The 21243-nt window shown below is 67.4% G+C and carries 20 protein-coding genes; 15 read left to right on the top strand and 5 right to left on the bottom strand.

The window, feature by feature from the left end; genetic code table 11:
* Position 1 precedes the first annotated feature (1 nt).
* On the top strand, positions 2-2044 hold the full coding sequence (locus tag AC5Y4C_RS14710; protein WP_499911276.1) for an NAD(+) synthase: 2043 nt from the start codon (positions 2-4) through the stop codon (positions 2042-2044).
* An 82-nt stretch (positions 2045-2126) separates the two neighbouring features.
* Here the strand turns inward: AC5Y4C_RS14710 and AC5Y4C_RS14705 are convergent, their stop codons facing one another.
* The gene (locus AC5Y4C_RS14705; protein ID WP_499911205.1) at positions 2127-2975 is read right to left on the bottom strand and encodes a ribokinase; all 849 of its coding nucleotides are present in this window, start codon (positions 2973-2975) and stop codon (positions 2127-2129) included.
* A gap of 23 nt (positions 2976-2998) precedes the next feature.
* On the opposite strand from AC5Y4C_RS14705, the gene AC5Y4C_RS14700 reads away from it, so the two are divergent.
* From AC5Y4C_RS14700 to AC5Y4C_RS14690, 3 genes are read left to right on the top strand one after another with little or no spacing between them, the layout of a single operon-like run.
* Positions 2999-4240: a glutamate-5-semialdehyde dehydrogenase gene (locus tag AC5Y4C_RS14700; RefSeq protein ID WP_499963791.1), complete on the top strand. Its 1242-nt coding sequence runs from the start codon at positions 2999-3001 to the stop codon at positions 4238-4240.
* A gap of 10 nt (positions 4241-4250) precedes the next feature.
* Positions 4251-5153, top strand: coding sequence for an AAA family ATPase (locus tag AC5Y4C_RS14695; RefSeq protein ID WP_499963793.1), 903 nt, complete (start codon positions 4251-4253; stop codon positions 5151-5153).
* Entirely contained in the window at positions 5153-6583 is a 1431-nt protein-coding gene (locus AC5Y4C_RS14690) for a vWA domain-containing protein (RefSeq protein ID WP_499911196.1), read from the top strand. The genes AC5Y4C_RS14695 and AC5Y4C_RS14690 overlap by 1 nt, the downstream gene beginning before the upstream one ends.
* Positions 6584-6588: 5 nt before the next feature.
* Here AC5Y4C_RS14690 and AC5Y4C_RS14685 read toward each other — a convergent pair whose 3' ends face one another.
* Positions 6589-8694: an Ig-like domain-containing protein gene (locus AC5Y4C_RS14685; protein WP_499963795.1), complete on the bottom strand. Its 2106-nt coding sequence runs from the start codon at positions 8692-8694 to the stop codon at positions 6589-6591.
* Positions 8695-9075: 381 nt separating this feature from the next.
* Between AC5Y4C_RS14685 and nadD the strand changes: the two genes are divergently transcribed.
* The 5 genes from nadD to AC5Y4C_RS14660 are packed head-to-tail and all read left to right on the top strand — an operon-like array spanning position 9076 to position 12319.
* Positions 9076-9708 carry a nicotinate-nucleotide adenylyltransferase gene (gene nadD / locus AC5Y4C_RS14680; protein ID WP_499963797.1) on the top strand — a complete coding sequence of 211 codons (633 nt, stop codon included), beginning with the start codon at positions 9076-9078 and terminating at the stop codon, positions 9706-9708.
* Positions 9705-10073 carry a ribosome silencing factor gene (gene rsfS / locus AC5Y4C_RS14675; protein WP_499911191.1) on the top strand — a complete coding sequence of 123 codons (369 nt, stop codon included), beginning with the start codon at positions 9705-9707 and terminating at the stop codon, positions 10071-10073. The genes nadD and rsfS overlap by 4 nt, the downstream gene beginning before the upstream one ends.
* Positions 10070-10738 carry a glucosyl-3-phosphoglycerate phosphatase gene (gpgP, locus tag AC5Y4C_RS14670; protein WP_499911190.1) on the top strand — a complete coding sequence of 223 codons (669 nt, stop codon included), beginning with the start codon at positions 10070-10072 and terminating at the stop codon, positions 10736-10738. The genes rsfS and gpgP overlap by 4 nt, the downstream gene beginning before the upstream one ends.
* On the top strand, positions 10728-11474 hold the full coding sequence (octT, locus tag AC5Y4C_RS14665; RefSeq protein WP_499963799.1) for a diglucosylglycerate octanoyltransferase: 747 nt from the start codon (positions 10728-10730) through the stop codon (positions 11472-11474). The genes gpgP and octT overlap by 11 nt, the downstream gene beginning before the upstream one ends.
* Before the next feature lie 5 nt (positions 11475-11479).
* Complete coding sequence (locus AC5Y4C_RS14660; RefSeq protein ID WP_499911186.1) at positions 11480-12319, top strand: DegV family protein; 840 nt, start codon at positions 11480-11482, stop codon at positions 12317-12319.
* Positions 12320-12321: 2 nt separating this feature from the next.
* Here AC5Y4C_RS14660 and AC5Y4C_RS14655 read toward each other — a convergent pair whose 3' ends face one another.
* Positions 12322-13377: an NAD(P)H-dependent amine dehydrogenase family protein gene (locus tag AC5Y4C_RS14655; RefSeq protein ID WP_499963801.1), complete on the bottom strand. Its 1056-nt coding sequence runs from the start codon at positions 13375-13377 to the stop codon at positions 12322-12324.
* A gap of 141 nt (positions 13378-13518) precedes the next feature.
* Here AC5Y4C_RS14655 and AC5Y4C_RS14650 point away from each other — a divergent pair, with 141 nt between their 5' ends.
* The 3 genes from AC5Y4C_RS14650 to holA are packed head-to-tail and all read left to right on the top strand — an operon-like array spanning position 13519 to position 16840.
* Positions 13519-14364 (top strand): ComEA family DNA-binding protein, encoded by an 846-nt coding sequence (locus tag AC5Y4C_RS14650; protein WP_499963803.1) that lies wholly within the window; start codon positions 13519-13521, stop codon positions 14362-14364.
* A gap of 39 nt (positions 14365-14403) precedes the next feature.
* A complete protein-coding gene (locus tag AC5Y4C_RS14645) occupies positions 14404-16026 on the top strand; it encodes a ComEC/Rec2 family competence protein (RefSeq protein ID WP_499963852.1) in 1623 nt (540 codons plus the stop codon).
* A complete protein-coding gene (gene holA, locus AC5Y4C_RS14640) occupies positions 15917-16840 on the top strand; it encodes a DNA polymerase III subunit delta (protein ID WP_499963854.1) in 924 nt (307 codons plus the stop codon). The genes AC5Y4C_RS14645 and holA overlap by 110 nt, the downstream gene beginning before the upstream one ends.
* Positions 16841-16847: 7 nt before the next feature.
* Here holA and rpsT read toward each other — a convergent pair whose 3' ends face one another.
* Entirely contained in the window at positions 16848-17108 is a 261-nt protein-coding gene (rpsT, locus tag AC5Y4C_RS14635) for a 30S ribosomal protein S20 (RefSeq protein WP_499911181.1), read from the bottom strand.
* A gap of 133 nt (positions 17109-17241) precedes the next feature.
* Here rpsT and AC5Y4C_RS14630 point away from each other — a divergent pair, with 133 nt between their 5' ends.
* The 3 genes from AC5Y4C_RS14630 to AC5Y4C_RS14620 are packed head-to-tail and all read left to right on the top strand — an operon-like array spanning position 17242 to position 20767.
* Positions 17242-18903 (top strand): circularly permuted type 2 ATP-grasp protein, encoded by a 1662-nt coding sequence (locus AC5Y4C_RS14630; RefSeq protein WP_499911178.1) that lies wholly within the window; start codon positions 17242-17244, stop codon positions 18901-18903.
* A 15-nt stretch (positions 18904-18918) separates the two neighbouring features.
* Complete coding sequence (locus AC5Y4C_RS14625; protein WP_499911175.1) at positions 18919-19896, top strand: alpha-E domain-containing protein; 978 nt, start codon at positions 18919-18921, stop codon at positions 19894-19896.
* A gap of 31 nt (positions 19897-19927) precedes the next feature.
* The gene (locus AC5Y4C_RS14620; protein WP_499911173.1) at positions 19928-20767 is read left to right on the top strand and encodes a transglutaminase family protein; all 840 of its coding nucleotides are present in this window, start codon (positions 19928-19930) and stop codon (positions 20765-20767) included.
* Here the strand turns inward: AC5Y4C_RS14620 and AC5Y4C_RS14615 are convergent.
* Positions 20764-21234 carry a MarR family winged helix-turn-helix transcriptional regulator gene (locus tag AC5Y4C_RS14615; protein ID WP_499963805.1) on the bottom strand — a complete coding sequence of 157 codons (471 nt, stop codon included), beginning with the start codon at positions 21232-21234 and terminating at the stop codon, positions 20764-20766. The genes AC5Y4C_RS14620 and AC5Y4C_RS14615 overlap by 4 nt on opposite strands.
* Positions 21235-21243 lie beyond the last annotated feature (9 nt).

Raw genomic sequence — 21243 nt, 5'->3', positions numbered from 1 at the left:
CATGGACTTCTACTCGGCGTACCGGCACGGGTTCGTCCGCGTGGCCGCCTGCACCATCAGCACTGCGATCGCGGACCCGGCCGCCAACGCCGAGTCGGTGCTACAGATGGCACGGGAATGTCACGACGAGGCCGTCGCCCTGGCGGTTTTCCCGGAACTGACCCTGTGCGGGTACTCGATCGAGGACATCCTGTTGCAAGACGCGCTGCTGGACGCGGTCGAGGACGCGCTGGCCGCGGTGGTGGACGCGTCGTCGGAGTTGCTGCCCATGCTCGTGGTGGGCGCACCGCTGCGCTACCGCAACCGGGTCTACAACACCGCGGTCGTGGTTCACCGCGGCCGGGTGCTGGGTGTGGTGCCCAAGTCGTACCTGCCGACCTACCGGGAGTTCTACGAGCGTCGTCAATTGGCGCCGGGTGACGACGTGCGCGGGGTCATCCGGGTGGGCGGCGCAGAGGTACCGTTCGGCCCCGACCTGTTGTTCGCGGCGTCAGACGTGCCCGGCTTCGTGGTGCATGTCGAGGTGTGCGAGGACATGTTCGTGCCGGTGCCGCCGAGCGCTCAGGCCGCGCTGGCCGGTGCGACCGTGCTGACCAACCTGTCCGGCAGCCCGATCACGATCGCACGCGCCGAAGACCGCTGCCTGCTTGCGCGTTCGGCGTCGGCGCGCTGCTTGGCCGCGTACGTCTACGCCGCGGCGGGGCAGGGGGAATCCAGCACTGACCTGGCGTGGGACGGGCAGACGATGATCTGGGAGAACGGTCGGTTGCTGGCTGACACCGAGCGCTTCCCCAAGGGGCCGCAGCACTCGGTCGCCGACGTCGACCTGGAGCTGTTGCGCAACGAGCGCCTGCGTATGGGCACGTTCGACGACAACCGGCGGCATCACGCGTCGGTGTCAGATGCGTTCCGCCGTCTGGAGTTTCGGCTCGACCCTCCGGGCGGTGACATCGGCCTGCGCAGGCGCGTCGAGCGGTTCCCGTTCGTGCCGTCGAATGCCGAACGGCTGGAACAGGATTGCTACGAGGGCTACAACATCCAGGTGGCCGGCTTGGAGCAGCGGCTGCGTGCGCTGGACTACCCCAAGGTGGTGATCGGCGTATCGGGGGGTCTCGACTCGACGCACGCGCTGATCGTCGCCGCCCGGGCGATGGACCGCGAAAACCGGCCGCGCAGCGACATTCTCGCGTTCACGCTGCCCGGTTTCGCGACTGGTGAAAGGACCAAGAACAACGCGATTCGGCTGTGTCGTGCACTGGGTGTGACGTTCGAGGAGATCGACATCCGCGGGACGGCAGAACAGATGCTCAAGGAGATGGACCATCCGTTCGCGCGCGGCGAAAAAATCTACGACGTCACGTTCGAGAACGTGCAGGCGGGTCTGCGCACCGACTACCTGTTCCGGCTCGCCAACCAACGCGGCGGCATCGTGCTGGGCACCGGCGACCTGTCGGAGCTGGCACTGGGCTGGTGCACCTACGGGGTGGGCGACCAGATGTCGCACTACAACGTCAACGGCGGTGTGCCGAAGACGTTGATACAGCACCTGATTCGCTGGGTCATCTCGTCGGGCCAGTTCGACGCCGAGGTGTGCGACGTGCTGCAGTCCGTGCTCGATACCGAGATCAGTCCGGAGCTCGTGCCCAGCGGCGAGGAAGAGGAACTGCAAAGCACCGAGGACAAGGTGGGACCGTACTCGCTGCAGGACTTTTCACTGTTTCAGGTGCTGCGGTACGGCTTTCGGCCGTCGAAGATCGCTTTCCTCGCATACCACGCGTGGAGCGATCCCGAGCGCGGAGACTGGCCCCCCGGCTTCCCGCCGGACAAGCGGCCGTCGTACTCGCTCAAGGAGATTCGGCACTGGCTGCAGGTGTTCTGTGAACGGTTCTATTCGTTCAGCCAATTCAAGCGCTCGGCGCTGCCGAACGGCCCGAAGGTGTCTCATGGCGGGTCGTTGTCGCCGCGCGGCGACTGGCGCGCGCCGTCGGACATGTCAGCGCGCACCTGGCTCGACGAGATCGAACGCGAAGTGCCAGAGGACTAGCTTCTTCGTCCGCGAACGTGAAACCATTGCGGACCCGCCCGGCGTGTCGTCGCAATGAGTTCACGCTCGCGGCCGGCTCAGCTCAGTGCACCGCGTCGTCGATTGTCTCAGCGGACGGCGCGCAGTCGCCCGCACCGGGCACCAACGTCGCGAGCGCACCGGCGGCGCACGCTCGCCTGAGCGCGCGATCAGGGCCGGCCGCCCAGTCCGCGGCCAGCACACCCGCGAACACATCGCCCGCCCCGGTGGTGTCGACCGGCTCGACGGACGGCGCGGAGACATCGACCTGCGTCCCGTCGGCGACGTGGCGTGCGCCGCGTGCGCCGCGGGTGATCACCAAGTGAGGCACCGGCCATTGCCAAGCGCGAGCTTCGGACTCGTTGACGACGACCACGTCGGCGAACGTGGACAGCTCCGCCACCGCCGGCGACATGCTGGGCGGCGACGCGTTGACGATCACAGTGGCCCCGGCCGAGCGAGCGATGCGGGCCGCCGCCACGGCCGTCGCGCTCGGAATCTCCAGCTGCACCAGGACCACGTCGGCGTTGGCGACGACGTCGCGCATCTCTGCAGAGTCCAGCACCAGGTGGGCGTTGGCGCCGGGGGCGACAACGATCATGTTCTCCGCGTCGGCGCCGACGGTGATCGCGGCTGTGCCGCTGGGCCCGGGCACCCTGATCACCCCGTCGGTGCCCACGCCGTTGTCGCGCAGGTGGTTAATTAACACCGCGCCCGCAGGATCGGTGCCCACCGCACCGACGAACTGCACATCGGCACCCGCACGGGCCGCGGCCACCGCCTGATTGGCGCCCTTGCCGCCCGGGGCGGACGTCAGCGCCGACGCCAGCACGGTTTCGCCTGGCCGAGGTAGTGCATCGACAGTGAACGTCAGATCGGTATTGATGCTGCCGACCACGCACAGGCGGGTCACGGCAGCCAGGTTAACCTGGATCAATGACTGTGCAGGCAGAAACACTGCGCGACCTGCGCCAGCATGTTCACGACGCGGCTCGGCGCGCGCGGGTCGCTTCTCGCGTGCTGGCCACCCTGTCCACCGCTGACAAGGACCGCGCGCTGCACGCCGCGGCCGACGCGCTTCTGTCGCACATGCATCAGATTCTGGCGGCCAACGCAGAGGATCTCGAAACGGCGCGGGCCGCGGGCACCTCGGAGGCGCTGCTAGACCGGCTGGCGCTGAACCCGCAGCGCGTCGACGGCATCGCTGCCGGCCTGCGACAGGTCGCTGGTCTGGCCGACCCGATCGGTGAGGTGCTGCGTGGGCGCACCCTGCCCAACGGGCTGCAACTGCGCCAGCAGCGGGTGCCGTTCGGGGTGGTCGGCATCGTCTACGAGAGCCGGCCCAATGTGACCGTCGACGCGTTCGGCCTCACGCTGAAGTCCGGCAACGCGGTGCTGCTGCGCGGCAGCTCGTCGGCGTCGCATTCCAACACCGCGCTGGTGAACATCCTGCGCGCCGCGCTGGCCACGGAGAACCTGCCCGCTGATGCCGTGCAGCTGTTGTCCGCCGAAGACAGGTCCACCGTGACGCATTTGATTCAGGCCCGCGGGCTGGTCGACGTCGTGATTCCGCGTGGCGGCGCCGGATTGATCGACGCGGTGGTGCGTGATGCGCAGGTGCCCACCATCGAGACAGGCGTCGGCAACTGCCACGTGTACGTCCACGAGGCCGCCGATCTCGACGTCGCGGAACGAATTCTGTTGAACGCCAAGACCCGTCGGCCCAGCGTCTGCAATGCCGCCGAGACACTTCTGGTGGACGCGGCGATCGCGGACACGGCGCTGCCCCGGCTCACCGGCGCATTGGAAGCGGCCGGCGTATCCGTCCACTCCGATGAGGACGACCTGCGCAGGGAATACTTGTCGATGGACATCGCGGTGGCGGTGGTCGACGGCTTGGAGGCCGCGATCGGCCACGTCAACGAGTACGGCACCGGCCACACCGAGGCGATCGTGACGCGGGATCTGGCTGCGGCGCAACGCTTCACCGAAGAAGTCGACGCGGCCGCGGTGATGGTCAACGCGTCGACCGCGTTCACCGACGGCGAGCAGTTCGGCTTCGGTGCCGAGATCGGCATCTCGACGCAGAAGCTGCACGCGCGAGGTCCGATGGGCTTGCCCGAACTGACCTCGACCAAATGGATCGTGTGGGGCGACGGTCATACCCGCCCCGCCTGACAGGAGAAGAATGAGCGTCCCAGCGCGGCCCGCGCCGCTGTTCGCCGACATCGACGACGTGGCACGTCGGCTCGCCGAGACCGGGTATCTGCCCGATACCGCAACCGCCACAGCGGTTTTCCTCGCCGACCGGCTGGGCAAGCCGCTGCTGGTCGAAGGTCCCGCCGGTGTGGGCAAGACCGAACTGGCGCGGGCGGTGGCGCAGGCCACCGGCTCCGGGCTGGTGCGGCTGCAGTGCTATGAGGGCGTCGACGAGTCACGGGCACTGTACGAGTGGAACCACGCCAAGCAAATCCTGCGCATCCAAGCTGGCCGTGATGGGATTGCCGGCTCAGCCGGCGGTGGCGACTGGGAGCACACCAAGACCGACGTGTTCTCGGAGGAGTTCCTCCTGTCGCGTCCGCTGCTGACCGCGATCCGCCGCACCGAGCCGACGGTGCTGCTGGTCGACGAGACCGACAAGGCCGACATCGAAATCGAAGGTCTGCTGCTGGAGGTGCTGTCCGACTTCGCGGTCACCGTTCCCGAACTGGGCACCATCGTCGCCGAGCGGCCGCCGTTCGTCGTGCTGACCTCCAACGCCACCCGCGAGCTGTCCGAAGCGCTCAAGCGCCGATGCCTGTTCTTGCACATCAACTTTCCCGACCCCGATCTCGAGCGGAGGATCCTGTTGTCGCGGGTTCCCGAGCTTCCCGAACATCTCGCCGAGGAGCTGGTGCGCATCATCGGCGTGATGCGCGGCATGCAGCTGAAGAAGTTGCCGTCGGTGGCCGAGACCATCGACTGGGGCCGCACGCTGCTGGCACTGGGACTGGACACCATCGACGACGCGACCATCGCGTCGACGCTGGGCGTGGTGCTCAAGCACCAGTCCGACCTGAACCGCGCGGCGGGGGAGTTGAGGCTGAACTGATGGCCGCTCGCCGGACCCGCCCGCCGCAGCCTCTCGCGCCGCACGGCATCCCCGGCCATCTCGTCGGGTTCGTCGAAGCGCTTCGGGCGCAAGGTATTTCGGTCGGTCCGTCGGAGACGGTCGACGCCGGCCGGGTGATGAGTGTGCTGGGACTGGGTGACCGCGATGCGCTTCGTGAGGGCATCGCCTGCGCGGTGCTGCGCCGGCCGGATCACCGCGACACCTATGACGCGATGTTCGACCTGTGGTTCCCGGCGGCGCTGGGCACCCGTGCCGCGGTCGTTGTCGAAGACGACGACGCCCCGTCACCTGACGACATCGACGAGTTGCGGGCCCAGCTCGTCGAACTGCTCAAGGGCACCGGAGATCCGGAAGGTCGCGACGAGCGGATGGCGGCGCTCGTCGCGCACATCGTCGAGGCCTACGGTCGGTACACATCGAGCCGCGGGCCGTCGTACTCGTCGTATCAGGCGCTCAAGGCGATGGCGCTGGACCAATTGGAGGGCCGGCTGCTGGCCGGGCTGCTCGCGCCGTACGGCGAAGAGCCGAGTCCCTCACAAGAGCAGATCGCCAAAGCGATTGCGTCACAGCGGATCTCGCGGCTACGCAAGATGGTGGAAGCCGAGACCAAGCGGCGCACCGCCGAGCAGCTGGGTCGCGACCACGTGGCGATGTACGGCATCCCGCAGTTGTCGGAGAACGTCGAGTTCTTACGTGCGTCCGGCGAGCAGCTGCGCCAGATGCGACGTGTGGTTGCACCGCTGGCGCGGACTCTGGCCACCCGGCTGGCGGCGCGGCGTCGTCGCTCCCGAGCCGGTGAGATCGATCTGCGCAAGACGCTGCGCAAGTCGATGAACACCGGTGGTGTGCCGATCGACGTGGTGTTGCGCAAGCCGCGTCCGGCGCGTCCGGAACTCGTGGTGCTGTGCGACGTGTCCGGCTCGGTGGCGGGCTTCAGCCACTTCACCCTGCTGCTCGTTCACGCTCTGCGACAGCAGTTTTCGCGGGTGCGGGTGTTCGCGTTCATCGACACCACCGACGAGGTGACTCACCTGTTCGGTCCCGAGGCGGACCTCGCGATGGCCGTACAGCAGATCACCCGGGAGTCGGGCGTCTACACCCGCGACGGGCACAGCGACTACGGCCACGCGTTCACCTCGTTCACCGAGAAGTACCCGACGGTGCTGTCACCGCGCAGCTCGTTGCTGGTGCTGGGCGACGGGCGCAACAACTACCGCAATCCCGAGGTCGACGTGCTGCACCGGATGGTGACCGAGAGCCGGCACGCGCACTGGCTGAATCCAGAGCCGCGGCACCTGTGGGGCAGCGGCGATTCCGCGGTGCCGCGCTATCAGGACGTGATCCCGATGCACGAGTGCCGCAACGCCAAGCAGCTTGCCGAGGTCATCGACGGGCTGCTGCCGGTCTGAGGCTGCTACGCGACGTCTTGCACGTCTTGCTGCGGTGATGACGCCACCGGGGCACCCATGGTGTAGCCGAGGTCTTCGAGGATCCCGATCTCGACGGCGCTGAGGGTGCGCACACCCAGCCCTTTGGGCGTCGCGGAGTTCATCAGCTTCATGGCGTTGGCGGCGTCCGGGTCTTTGTTGGTGAAAGTGTCGTCGTCCAGGTGTGATATCGAGCTGCCGGCCGAGAACGGTTTCGGTGTGTAGATCGGGACTGGTCCGCCATATGCGGCTTCTGCGTTTTGTCCGGCGAAGTAGAGGCCGCCGTTGTCGCCCTCCAAGTTCGGATCGAAAGTGGAGTTCCACTTGTAATCAGTGCTGTCGATCGCCCGGTTACCGGTCGAGTCCGAAATGTACTGGTCGAAGATATTCCACGTTTGGCCGGTGTTCTCGCCCGGCTCCGATACCTTCGATGCGAATCCGAAGGTGTGCAACATTTCGTGCATCGCTGTGGACACGAAATCGTACTGAGTCCGACTGACTGTGTCACCCATGCCCCAGCGGTATGCGAAGTTGAAGTCTATTTCGCCGTCGGGAGCGGAACCGTTGGCGTCCACGCCGGTGGTGATCTTGTTCTGGACGACGGTGTCGTAGAAGCCGGGGGCTTCGCGGACCGGCGGACTCAAGGCGGAGGCGAGCTCCGAGCAGTCCGCGAAGTCGCACTTGGTCTTGCGAATGTATTTCAGCCAGTAGCTGCCCGTGACGTCGTAGTTGAGCGTCACCGGCGACGTCACCGTGAAGTAGGTCGAAAGCACTTTGGCCGCGTATTCCAATTCCGTTCTTGCCTGCGGAGTCCAGTACTTCGCGCCTTTTCCGTAGGTGAACGAGTAATCGAGCTGGTGCAGGTCCGGCCCTTGCTGGATGTCGACGTTCGCCTCGACGGTGTGGGATTGCTTCAGGTTGGCGAGGTTCACGTGAGATCGAGTGTCGGTGGCCGAAACGGTGAACACATCGGTGCCGTCGAAGCCGGAGCCCGGGGTATAGGTGAAGGTCCCGTCGGGGTTGATCGCTACGGTGCCGTGCAGTGGTTGGTGGACGATGCGGTACTTCAGCGGGTCGTTTTCGGCGTCGGCTGCCCCCAGTGTGCCCGTGATCGGACCGCTGACCTGGCCGGTGGTCTGCACCGGCTTGAGGGTGGGTGCCTGGTTGTAGAAACTGCGCCGGATCCACAGGTAGGCGCCCTGCAAGACATCGGAGATCGGGTTGGACGGCGTCCCGGTCAGAGAGGTGGTGATCGAAGCCACAAGGTTGCGGATCGACGTTGCGACGCCGGGTTTTGCCGGAGCCGGCGCGGTCGCAACTGCTACCGGCATGGTCGCGGGCTCGCCTAGTTCGGTTGCCGCAGTTGCCGTTTCGGACGCGAGTGCGGCCTTCGTGGCGGTTCCCGCGCTGGCCAGGGCGGTGCCGACGTCGACGCTGCGCAACGCACTCGTCGTGGTATTGCCGGTCGCCGGTGCGGTCTTCGTCGCAGGCGAGGACGGCAGGGTCAGCCGCCGGAAGTGCGGAACCGCAGCCGTCTTCGCCGCGCTTCGGCGCAGCGTGTCCGTGTTCTGGGCGCCGCTCTGTCCGTTCTGCACCGTCGTTGCATCGCCCTGCGGGGTCGTACCCTCCGCGGCCGAGGTGCTGGTCTCCGGGGTGCCGGAGGCGGCCGAGGCCGCGGGCTCAGCGCCGGCCGCGCCAGCAGACGACGCGACCGGCGTCGAACCCGTCGCATCGCGCTGCGGCGTCGCCTGATTGTCGGCGATACCGGTCTGCGCTGGCTGGTCGCCGATCTTGGGCAGCTTGCTCTTCTTGGTGGTCGACGACGGCAGGGTGCCGATACCGGCCAACTTGTCGCTGCGCCCCCACGACGACGAAGGCTTGGTCTTCGTGGCCGGGTTCACCTTGGCGGGGGCGGTCGGCGCGTTGGCATCGGCGCCTGCCGACGTTGACGACTTGGTGTTCGTGTCGCTGCCGGAAGGCTTGGCCGGGCCGCCGGTCGACGAGGAGGACGAGCCCGCCGATGCGGTGCCGTCCGCGGAGGCTATCGCTGTCCCGTTGACGAAGGCGGCGCAGACGCCGAGCAGCACGGCCATGGCGCCGAGCCACCTTCGAGCCTGGACACAACCTGAATTCGCTCTCCAGTGCTCGGCTTTCACCGCAGCCTCCTCATCCCGAACCGCAAGACGGGCACATTCTTAACAGAAAGCCGAAAGCAATCGAGTGATTTTCGATTCAACTCGTTTCTGATTGTTGTCGACAGCAAGGAGTATTTCGGGTGTTTCGGCAGCTTGCGCTCTCTAAAGGGAGAGGCGGCCGGCCTTGAATTGGTTCGGTCCGAACCTTCGCGTGTAGTTGGCGCGCTATTGCGTTACTTCAATTTGTTGAGAATGCAATTGGTTTGCTACGGCAATGGCGCCCGGGCTGACGGCGCACTGCGCTCACGTCCGCCGGCCCGGCAAGTAAGCTGCCGAAACGTGGCGTCGACAGGCCCGAAGCGGCTCGGGGTGATGGGTGGGACGTTCGATCCCATCCACAACGGCCACCTCGTTGCTGCCAGTGAGGTCGCAGACCGATTCAGTCTCGACGAGGTGGTGTTCGTGCCCACCGGCGAGCCGTGGCAGAAGCATGGCCGTGACGTGACGCCGGCCGAGGACCGGTACTTGATGACAGTGATCGCAACCGCCAGCAATCCGAGGTTCTGGGTCAGCCGCGTCGACATCGACCGCGGCGGGCGCACCTACACCAAAGACACGCTTCGAGACCTGCACGCCCGGTTTCCCGACACCGAGCTGTACTTCATCACGGGCGCGGACGCACTGGCATCGATCTTGACCTGGCAGGACGCCGAAGAGCTGTTCTCGCTGGCACGGTTCATCGGGGTGAGCCGGCCCGGCTACGAGCTCGACGGCGGTCATGTGATCGCAGCGTTCGACTCGCTGCCGTCCGAGGCGCTCACGCTGCTCGAGGTGCCGGCGCTGGCCATTTCCTCCACCGACTGCCGCGCTCGGGCTGCCGAGCACCGCCCGATCTGGTACCTCGTGCCCGACGGGGTGGTGCAGTACGTCGCCAAGCGAGGCCTGTACTCCCGCAGTGAGGGTGATTTATGACCGCAGCCCCCGAGGCCGTCGAAATGGCCACGATCGCCGCTCGCGCCGCAGCCGCGAAGCTGGCCAACAACGTGGTGGTGATCGACGTCTCCGAACAACTGGTGATCACCGACGCTTTCGTGATCGCCTCGGCGTCCAACGAACGGCAGGTCAACGCAATCGTCGACGAGGTCGAGGAGAAGATGCGCCGCGCCGGATACAAGCCAGCCCGCCGCGAAGGTGCCCGGGAAGGTCGCTGGACACTGCTCGATTACCTCGAGGTCGTTGTGCACATCCAGCACGAGGACGAACGCGACTTCTACGCGCTCGACCGATTGTGGCGCGACTGCCCACAAATCGGTATTGATCTGGACGGTGCGCCGTGAGGGTGCGGCGGCTGGTGATGCTGCGGCACGGACAAACCGAGTACAACGCCGGCAGCCGCATGCAAGGTCAGCTCGACACCGAACTGTCCGAGCTGGGTCGGGCGCAGGCAGCGGCGGTGGCAGAGGTACTGGCGAAGCCTCAGCCGCTGCTCATCGTGTCGTCGGATCTTCGCCGCGCTTACGACACCGCCACCGTGCTAGCCGAGCGCACGGGCTCACCGCTGCTGGTCGACGAACGGCTGCGCGAAACGCACCTGGGCGACTGGCAGGGGATGACGCACAGCGAGGTCGACGCGGTGGCGCCGGGTGCCCGGATGCATTGGCGCGACGACGCGACGTGGGCGCCGCGCGGTGGTGAGAGCCGAGTCGACGTGGCACAGCGCGGCACGCCTCTGGTCGCTGAATTGGTTGCCACGCAACGTGATTGGGGTGTCGACGAGCCGGATCGCGCCGTGGTGCTGGTGGCTCACGGCGGGCTGATAGCCGCGTTGACGGCCCAGCTGCTCGACTTGCCCGTCGAGAATTGGCCGGCCCTGGGAGGGATGGGCAACGCCAGCTGGACACAGCTGTCCGGGCACTCCGCTGCGGATGCCCCGTTCGAGGACATCCGGTGGCGGCTGGACGTGTGGAACGCCTCTGCCCAGGTGGCCGGCGATGTCCTCTGAACCCCCGCAGCAGCGACCTGTGTTGCTGATCTTCGCCGACTCGCTGGCCTACTACGGCCCCTCTGGCGGGCTTCCCGCTGACGACCCGCGGATATGGCCCAACCTCGTTGCTGCTCAACTGGGTTGGGATGTCGAGCTGATCGGCCGGATCGGATGGACATGCCGCGACGTGTGGTGGGCCGCCACCCAGGACCCGCGGGCATGGGCGGCGCTGCCGCGGGCCGGAGCGGTGATCTTTGCGACGGGCGGTATGGATTCGCTTCCTTCGCCGCTGCCCACCGCGCTGCGCGAAATGATCCGGTACGTCCGCCCGTCGTGGCTGCGGCGCTGGGTGCGCGACGGCTACTGCTGGGTGCAGCCCCGGCTGTCACCGATCGCGCGTTCAGCCCTACCTCCGCACGTGTCGGTGGAATACCTCGAAATGACCCGCGGCGCCATTGATTTCAACCGCCCCGGTATCCCGATCATCGCGTCGCTGCCGTCGGTGCACATCGCCGACACCTATGGCCGCGCCCACCACGGCCGAGAAGCCACCGCGGCGGCGATCGCCGAATGGGCAGCCCAGCACGGTGTCGCGGTCGTCGACCTCAAAGCCGCGGTGGCCGAACATGTGTTGTCGGGCCGCGGCAATCCGGACGGCATCCACTGGAACTTCGAAGCCCATCAGGCGGTGGCCGAGTTGATGCTCAAGGCGTTGGCTGAAGCCGGTGTGCCCCAAGACAAGCGGCGCGGCTGACAGCAATGGCTGTGGTGGTGGTGACGGACTCGTCGTCGCTGTTGTGCGACGACGACCGGGAACGATGGCGGATTCGGCAGGTACCCCTGCACATCCTGTGCGACGGTGAGGATTTCCGTGACGGCGTCGACGCGATCCCTGCCGACATCCACACCCGGCCCAAGGCGACCACCGCGGGGGCCACGCCTGCGGAGTTGAGCAACGCCTACCGGCAGGCGCTCGAGGACAGTGGCGGCGACGGCGTGGTGGCGGTGCACGTGTCGGCCGCGTTGTCGTCCACGGTCACGTCAGCGGAGCAGGTGGCCCGCCAATTCAGCGGGGCGGTGCGAGTGGTGAATTCCCGGGCGGTGGCGTCGGCGACAGGTTTCGTGGCGCTGGCGGCGGCGCGTGCCGCAGCTTCCGGCTCTGACCTGAATACTGTTGAGGCACAGACTATTTCAGCGGTTTCCCGAGTACGCGGCTACGTGGTGGTGCACCGTTTGGACAACCTGCGGCGCAGCGGTCGGATCGGTACCGCGGCGTCGTGGCTCAGCACGGCGCTGGCCATCAAACCAGTGCTGCGTATCGATCGGGACGGGCGGTTGGTGCTGGCGCAACGGGTCCGCACGGCAAGCAAGGCGCTGGACGCTCTCGTCGGCCAGGTGGTCGCGGAGGTCGGCGACCGGCCGGTGGTCGTCGCCGTACATCACATGGACAACGTCAGCGCAGCCAATGATGTCGCGCACGAATTGATCGCCCGGCTGCATCCGGCCGAGCCGCCGACGGTGACACCGATGGGCCCGGTGCTGGGTGTGCATGTCGGGTCGGGCGCGGTCGGCGTGTGCGTCGAGATCGCCGATTTCTGAGCTCACACCGCCGGCCGACCGGTGATCGGTGGCAGATCGGCCAGAGTGACGATGCCCGGTTCGGCGGCAACGACTTTCGGCACTGCGTTTGTCACCGGCATCGCGGTGTAGATCATGCCCAGGCCCATGAAGCCGGGTTCTGTCCAGTCCTTCGGCGGCAGGCAGTGGATGACGGTCCGCATGTTGGGCAGCCCGAAGACCTGCACGACGTGGCCGTGCTCGAGCGGCTTGGGCGGGGTCACATGCGATCCCATGATCCAGTTGAACCCGACGCTGACGATGTTGCGCTCACCGACCCAGCCGCGGTGATAGCCGAACACTCCGGCGACGGTGCCTTCGGGAATCTGCATGAAGCCCAAGTCCGAGTCGCCGGTCGCGGCAGTGAACGTCACGTCGAACGTCATCCTGTCGAGCCTGACGCCCATCGCGTCGGCCATCATCGCGGCCGACTCCGCGAACACCTCGCTTTCTCTGCGCACACTCTCGGCCAGTCCGGGCGTATCGGGCGACTGTGAGAAACCCATCGCCTTCTGGGTCTCGGCGGATTCGTACGTCGAGCAGTCCACCGACTCGGTGATCTTGATCTCGTCGACGCGTTCACACGAGCCGCTGAGGACCATGCCCACCAGATTGCTCATCCCGGGGTGGGCACCGCTACCGAACATCGTCGAATTGCCTTGCAGACAAGCCCTTCTGATGCGGTCACGATCCTCGGGCGTCTGCTTGCCACCGGTGATCCACGCCGCGCTCGAGCACACATTGATGCCCGCTTCGAGTAGCCGAACGAGCTCGTCGATGTTGGGCCACAGCGGGTTGTAGCAGCACGCGTCGGGTTCGAGTCTGATGAGCGTCTCGATGTCGTTGGTGGCCGCGACTCCTGTCGGTTGCGGCCAGCCGCACAACTCGGCCGCGTCCTTGCCCACCTTGTCCGCTCCGTGCGCATACACCCCCACGAGCTCCATGTCCGGGCGACCGATGATCGCGTGCAACGAACGTCGCCCGATGTTGCCGGTGGTCCATTGGATGACGCGAAGGGGGCGGCTCGGCAGATTCGTCATGACTGCGAGTATGCGTGGTCGGTCGCGGCGATCTGCTACTGCTCCGTGAGCTTTGTCCACAGCCTGCATTTCATCCACAGCGCGGCATCGTGCGGCCTCGGCGGCACGGCACGTGTCGCCGTCGATTCTTACCGTTGCGGCATGCGAACCGAACTGCCCGCAGAGCGGCTGCACCGGCGGCTGGGTACGGCACCCGAATCCGACAGCGACGACGACGGTGCCGAGGCCAATGAGTCCCTGTCGAGGTGGTTGCCGGCGACCGCGCCGGACACCGGCCCCGCCTGGCTGGCTGCCATCAGAGCCGACCCCGGACGTGCGGGGTTGTTCGCGCTGGCGGCAGTCGCGGTGATCGCCGTGATGGTCACTGTGTTCGCGATGATGCGGGACAAGCCGCCGCCGGTCGTGTCGGCGAAACTGCCGCCGGTGCAGATGGTCTCGTCGGCCGCGCCCAAACCGAGCTCCAGCGCGCCGAGTCCCGCGCCCGATGCGCCGGCGGTCGTCAGCGTCGTGGGACTTGTGCACAAACCGGGCCTGGTCACGCTGCAGCCCGGCGCTCGGATCGCCGATGCGGTGACAGCCGCCGGCGGCACGCTCGAGGGCGCCGACCTCATCGGTCTCAACATGGCTCAGCGGGTGACCGACGGCCAGCAGATCGTCGTCGGAATCGCGCCGGCACCCGGCCAGCCGACCAAGCTGGGCAGTGGCGTGACACCCGCGTCTGGCACATCAGCGTCGCCGAGTCCATCCAAACCAGCGAGCGGGCCATCACGTGGACCGGCAAGCGGAACGTCGGCGGGCCCGGTCGACCTCAACACCGCCACGGTGGAACAACTCGACGCCCTGCCCGGGGTCGGCCCGGTGACTGCGGCGGCCATCGTGGCGTGGCGCGACGCCAACGGAAAGTTCACCAGCGTCGACCAGTTGGGGGAGGTCGACGGCATCGGCCCTGCGCGCTTGGAGAAACTGCGGAATCTGGTGCGGGTATGAGCCGGGCCGGCGATTCGCGTGGACACTGCGCCCATCGACCTGAGGCTCGCGCCGGCGGCCTTGACGTGCTGGGCGGTGACAGCGATCGCGATCGTCTGGCGCGGTGGAAACGTTGCGGCGCTGGTGTGCACTCTTGTCGCGATCGCTGCTGCCGTGGCGGGCTGGCGCGCTCGCCGCCGTGACGTCCGCCCGTCGACGGTTTCGGCGGTGGTTCTGGGCGCCGCGGTGGTCGGTGCCGGTTTCAGCTGGGCGGCCGCGGTCCGGGTCGACGCGGTCGAGCACCATCCGCTCACCGAGTTGTACGGGCGATCTGCGATGGTCACCGTCACCGCCAGCGAGCAACCCCGCCCAGTGCGTGACGGCGGACGGGTGGTGTTCCGCGGTGCCCTCAGGCGAATCGGTGACGACGACGTGTCAGGCCGCGTCACGGTGTTCGCGTCGGCCCGCGCCTTCGCCGAGCTGACCGCGGGCCGGCCGGCCAGTTTCCGTGCGATCGTCGGGCGACCCAAGCGGCGGGACTTGAGCGTCGCGGTGCTCTCGGCGGAAGGCACGCCGACGCTGGGTGAAGCGTCGCCGGCGCAGCGTGCCGCCCACTCAGTGCGCCGGCAATTCGCCGACGCCGCGCGATCCCAGCTGCCGGCCGAGCAAGCCGCCGCACTACCGGCGCTGGTGCTCGGCGACACGTCGACCCTGCCGCCGGAGACCGTGGCGTCGTTTCGGGCCGCAGGGCTGACGCACCTGACCGCGGTGTCGGGAGCGAACGTGACGATCGTCTGCGGCGCGGTTCTCCTCCTGGCAAGGCTCGTCGGGCCGCGGGCGGCCGTCGCGCTGGCGGCAGTCGCGCTCGTGGGCTTTGTGGTCGTGGTGCAGCCGTCCGCCAGCGTGCTGCGTGCGGCGGTGATGGGCGCGATCGGGCTGCTCGGCGTGCTCACCCACCGGCGGCGCCACGCGATGCCCGCGCTGTCGGCAACCGTCATCGTGCTGATGATCGCCGCGCCGGAAATGGCGGTCGACTTGGGCTTTGCGCTGTCGGTGACGGCAACCGCGGCGCTGATCGTCGTCGCGCCGGTGTGGTCTCGGCGGCTTGTCGCCAGAGGGTGGCCGAAGCTGTTGGCCGACGCGTTGTGCGTCGCGACGGCCGCGCAGCTGGTGACTGCCCCGTTGATCGCCGCGATCAGCGGCCGGGTCAGCGTCATATCGGTGCTGGCCAACATCGCGGTCACCGCCGTGATCCCACCGATCACGGTCGCGGGCACCGCCGCCGCCGTGCTAGCCCTTGTGTGGCCCGGCGCAGCGCAGCTGCTGATCCGGTTCACCGGGCCTGAATTGTGGTGGCTGCTCAGCGTCGCGCGGTGGGCCGGCGGGCTGCCGGGCGCGACTGTAGCCGTGCCCTCTCAACTGCCCGGCGCGATCGTCGTCACCGCCGGCGCGCTCGGCGCGGTGGCCTTGTGGTGGCTCGTCGCACGGTGGAAGCGGGGGTGTCGGGCAGCCGTGGCACGATCGTCGAGTGAGCGTGAGACCCGGTCTGCATCTGGTGCTGGGGGACGAAGAACTGCTCGTCGAGCGGGCAATCGCGGCGGTGCTGCGGGAGGTCCGCGCCCAGGCCGGCACGGCCGAGGTGCCGGAAAGCCGGCTGCGCGCCGGGGAGGTCACCACCAGTGAACTGGCGGAGCTGCTGAGCCCGTCGCTGTTCGCCGACGAACGGGTGGTCGTCCTCGAGGCCGCGGCCGAGGCGGGCAAGGACGCGGTGACGCTGATCGCGAACGCCGCGGCCGAGTTGCCCGCCGGCACCGTTCTCGTCGTCGTCCACTCCGGGGGCGGCCGCGCCAAGGCGCTGGCGGACCAGCTGCGCAAACTCGGCGCCGCGGTGCACCCGTGCCCGCGGATCACCAAGGCAGGCGAGCGCGTCGACTTCGTCCGCCGCGAATTCCGCGCCCAACGAGTCGACGCCGACGATGACGTGGTCGCCGCGATCATCGACGCGGTGGGCTCGGACCTGCGCGAGCTCGCCACGGCCTGCTCGCAGTTGATCGCCGACACCGGCGGTGACGTCGACGTGGCCGCCGTGCGCCGCTACTACAGCGGCCGGGCTGAAGTGAAGGGTTTCGACATCGCAGACAAGGCGGTGGTCGGTGACGTGGCCGGGGCGGTCGAGGCCCTGCGCTGGGCGATGATCCGCGGCGAACCTCGGGTCGTGCTCGCGGACGCCCTGGCCGAGGCGGTGCACTGCATCGCTCGGGTGGGGCCGCTGTCCGGTGATCCGTTCCGGCTGGCCGGCGAGCTCGGGATGCCGCCGTGGCGGGTGAAGAAGGCGCAGCGGCAGGCCCGCGGATGGTCGACGGAATCCGTCGCGGAAGCGTTGCAACTGGTCGCCGCGCTGAACGCGGACGTCAAGGGAGCGGCGGCTGACGCCGACTACGTGTTGGAAGCTGCGACTCGGCGCGTCGCCGAGCTGGCGCGGCCGGCGCGCCGCTAACGCCGACTCAGAGCTTGTTCAGCGCCAACGAGAGCGCCGACTTGCGGTTGGCGGCCTGATTCTTGTGGATGACGCCCTTGCTGGCGGCCTTGTCCAACTTGCGGCTGGCGGCGCGGGCCAGCTCGGTGGCCTTGTCCTTGTCACCAGCCTCGGCAGCCTCCCGGAACGCACGGATCGCCGTGTGAAGTGAGGACTTCACCGACTTGTTGCGCAGTCTGCGGCGCTCATTGGTGCGATTGCGCTTCTCCTGCGACTTGATGTTGGCCACGCGTGAGTTCCTTCGTATTCCTAGAGTCTGGATGTGCCGCCGAGCCGGCAGCGAGAGCCCAGAATATCAGCCAGCGCACGTCCACAACAAAGCGCGGGGCGCTGGCCTGCGAAAACGACGGGAGTGCGGCAGCATGTCAAAGGTGAGCAATGTGCCGACGAAGGAGAGGACAAGCACCAACGGGCACGCCGCCCGCACCCAGTCGGCGAGGAGATTCGAAGGAATCTTCCAGGGCTACCGCAAACGCGGACCGTACGCGGCGGCGTTCGACGAGATGTTCGACAGCAGCGGCGCGGTGCGTGCGCCCTACCGGGGCATCTACGCCGAGCTCGCGCCGTCGGACGCCTCAGAGCTGGCCGCCCGCTCTGAGGCGCTCGGCCGGGCGTTCATCGACCAGGGCATCACCTTTTCTTTGTCCGGCCAGGAGCGGCCGTTTCCGCTCGATCTCGTTCCGCGCGTCATCTCCGCCGCGGAATGGTCGCGGCTGGAACGCGGCATCACTCAGCGCGTCAAAGCGCTGGAGCTCTACCTCGACGACATCTACGGCGAGCAGAACATCCTGCGCGACGGGGTGATCCCGCGCCGGCTCGTCACGTCCTGCAAACACTTCCACCGTGAGGCCGCGGGCATCAACCCACCCAACGGGGTGCGCATCCACGTCGCCGGCATCGACCTGGTTCGCGACGAGACGGGTACCTTCCGCGTGCTCGAAGACAACCTGCGCTCGCCGTCCGGGGTGTCCTACGTGATGGAGAACCGCCGCACGATGGCCCGGGTGTTCCCAAAACTGTTCGCTACCAACAGGGTTCGCTCGGTCGGTGATTACTCGTCACATCTGCTGCGGGCATTGCGCAAGTCGGCCGCCACCAACGAAGCCGACCCGACCATCGTCGTGCTCACCCCCGGCGTCTACAACTCCGCCTACTTCGAGCACTCGCTGCTCGCCCGGCAGATGGGCGTCGAACTCGTCGAGGGCCGCGACCTGTTCTGCCGCGACAACCAGGTGTACATGCGCACCACCGAAGGCGAGCGGCAGGTCGACGTCATCTACCGGCGCATCGACGACGACTTCCTCGACCCGATGCAGTTCCGGCCCGATTCGGTGCTGGGTGTCGCCGGACTGCTCAACGCCGCACGCGCCGGCAACGTGGCGATCTCCAGCGCGGTGGGCAACGGCGTGGGCGACGACAAGCTCATCTACACCTACGTGCCGACCATCATCGACTACTACCTCGGCGAAAAACCGTTGCTGGCCAACGTCGACACGTACCGGTGTTGGCTCGACGACGAACGTGAAGAGGTGCTCGACCGCATCCACGAGCTGGTGGTCAAACCCGTCGAGGGGTCAGGCGGCTACGGGATTGTGTTTGGCCCCGACGCGACCGAGCGTGAGCTCGCCGCAGCGGCGAAGAAGATCCGCAACGACCCCCGCGGCTGGATCGCCCAGCCCGTGGTGCAGCTGTCGACGGTGCCCACCCAGGTCGGCGATCACCTCGCGCCCCGGCACGTCGACCTGCGCCCGTTCGCGGTCAACGACGGCGACGACGTGTGGGTGCTGCCGGGCGGGCTGACCCGCGTCGCGCTCACCGAAGGGTCGTTGGTGGTGAACTCCAGCCAGGGCGGCGGTTCGAAGGACACCTGGGTGCTGGCCTCACGCACCTCCGGCGCCGACCGTGAATTGGCCGCTGCGGAAGTGCTGCGCAAGCTGCCGCGCGACGCTCAGGTGCCGTCACCCACGGAGATGGGGCCGGGCCTCACATCGTCACAACAGCAGCAGCAACAACAGCAGCAGTAGCGGGAGGAGCCAGTCATGTTGGCGCGCAATGCCGAAGCCCTGTACTGGATCGGCCGTTACGTCGAACGCGCCGACGACACCGCCCGCATCCTCGACGTCACCGTGCATCAGCTGCTCGAGGATTCCAGCGTGGACCCAGACCACACCTCGCGCGTGCTGTTGCGGGTCTTGGGCGTTAACCCGCCCGATGCGCCGCTCAACGTCTGGTCGCTCACCGACCTCGTCGCGTTCACCCGCAATCTCGAAGGTGGCTGCTCGATCGTCGACGCGATCTCGGCGGCGCGCGAGAACGCCCGGTCCGCACGTGAGGTGACCTCGACAGAGCTGTGGGAATGCCTCAACTCCACCTACAACGCCTTGCCGGAACGTGAACGCGCGGCGAAACGCCTTGGGCCGCACGAGTTTTTCTCGTTCGTCGAGGGGCGCGCCGCGATGTTCGCCGGGCTTGCCGACTCGACGCTGTCCCGCGACGACGGCTACCGGTTCATGGTGCTGGGCCGAGCCATCGAACGCGTCGACATGACCGTGCGGTTGCTGCTGTCGCGGGTGGGCGACAGCGCAGACTCGCCGGCGTGGGTTACGCTGCTGCGCTCAGCCGGCGCCCACGACACCTATCTGCGGACCTACCGCGGCGTGCTCGACGCCAGCCGGGTGGTCGAATTCATGCTGCTGGACCGGCTCTTCCCCCGGTCGGTGTTCTACTCGCTGAAGCTGGCCGAGCACAATCTCGACGAACTCGACCACCGCCCGCACAGTCGCGTGGGCGCGACGGCGGAGGCTCAGCGGCTGCTTGGCCGGGCTCGAAGCGAGCTGGAGTTCCTGCGGCCCGGCGTGCTGCTCGACTCGCTGGAAGAACGCCTCGCAGGTTTGCAGAAGACCTGCCGGGAGCTCGGAGAGGCGTTGGCGCTGCAGTACTTTCACGCCGCACCGTGGGTCGCGTGGAGCGACGCGGGCCGTAACGGTGCGCTGGTGATCGAAGACGGGGAAATCTAGTGACGAGCGCTATGGCGAAGAGGAGCGGCTGATGTGGCGGCTTCGGGTGGTGCACTCGACCGGTTATGCGTACAAGTCACCGGCCACCGCGTCGTTCAACGAGGCCCGACTGACCCCACGATCCGACAACCGGCAGAACGTGATCCTCAGCCGCGTCGAAACCGTCCCTGCGACAAGGTCGTACCGCTATATCGACTACTGGGGAACCGCGGTGACGGCGTTCGATCTGCACGCGCCGCACACCGAGCTCGAGGTCACCGCCTCGAGCGTCGTCGAAACCGAGAAGGCCGAGCCGCCGTCGGAGAAGGTCACGTGGGACGAGCTCAGAAGCGAGACGGTGATCGACAGGTTCGACGAAGTGCTCAGTCCAACGCGCTACACCCCGAGAAGCAAAAGGCTGCAGCGGGTGGGGGAGCGGATCGCCAAGTACCACGATCCGCAGGAAGCGGTGATCGCCGCAGCGGAGTGGGTGCAAAGCGAACTCGATTACGTCGCGGGCAGCACTGGTGTGCATTCGTCGGCGCTCGACGCGCTGCGCGAAGGTAAAGGGGTGTGTCAGGATTTCGCCCATCTGACGCTTGTTTTGTTGCGCAGCATGGGAATTCCGTCCCGCTACGTCTCCGGTTATCTGCATCCGCGCCGCAAGGCGACCGTCGGCGAGACGGTCGACGGGCAGAGTCACGCCTGGATCCAGGCGTGGACCGGCGCCTGGTGGAACTTCGACCCCACCAACGACAAGGAGATCAACGAGCAGTACGTGACCGTCGGGGTCGGCCGTGACTACGCCGACGTCACTCCACTCAAAGGCATCTACTCCGGCGGCGGGTCCACCGACCTCGACGTCATCGTGGAGATCACCAGGCTGGCCTAGCGGCCGATGCGCCGGTACCCGGGATGTACACCGGGCTGTAAGCCTTGCTGTTCGGCGAGCGCAATCAGCAGCTCGCGCAGCTGTGTCCGCTGCGACTCGTCGAGGCCTTTGGTGATCGCACGCTCATGCTGGCCGATGATGCGGGAAAGCTTGTGCATCAACTCTTTTCCCGCGGCCGTGAGATACAGCGCATATTGCCGACGGTCGTCGGGGTTGGGGCGCCGCTCGACATAGCCGCGATTCTCGAGCTGGTCGACGAACGCGACCACTCGGCTAGGCAGCATTTGCAGCTGAATGCTCAAAGCTTGCTGGCTTCGGCCGGGGGCAGCAGCGATCGCCCGCAGGATGCCCACCTGTGGCGGGGTCAGGTCGAGCGCCGCGGCGCGCTTGCTGAACTGCTCGGCAGCGTGCGCGCCCAACTGCGCCAGCAGGAACGCCACGCCGCCATGATCACTGGCCGACGACATGCCACCATA

Source organism: Mycobacterium sp. NGS35, assembly GCF_059812855.1.
This window is presented reverse-complemented; position numbering and strand designations above follow the sequence as displayed.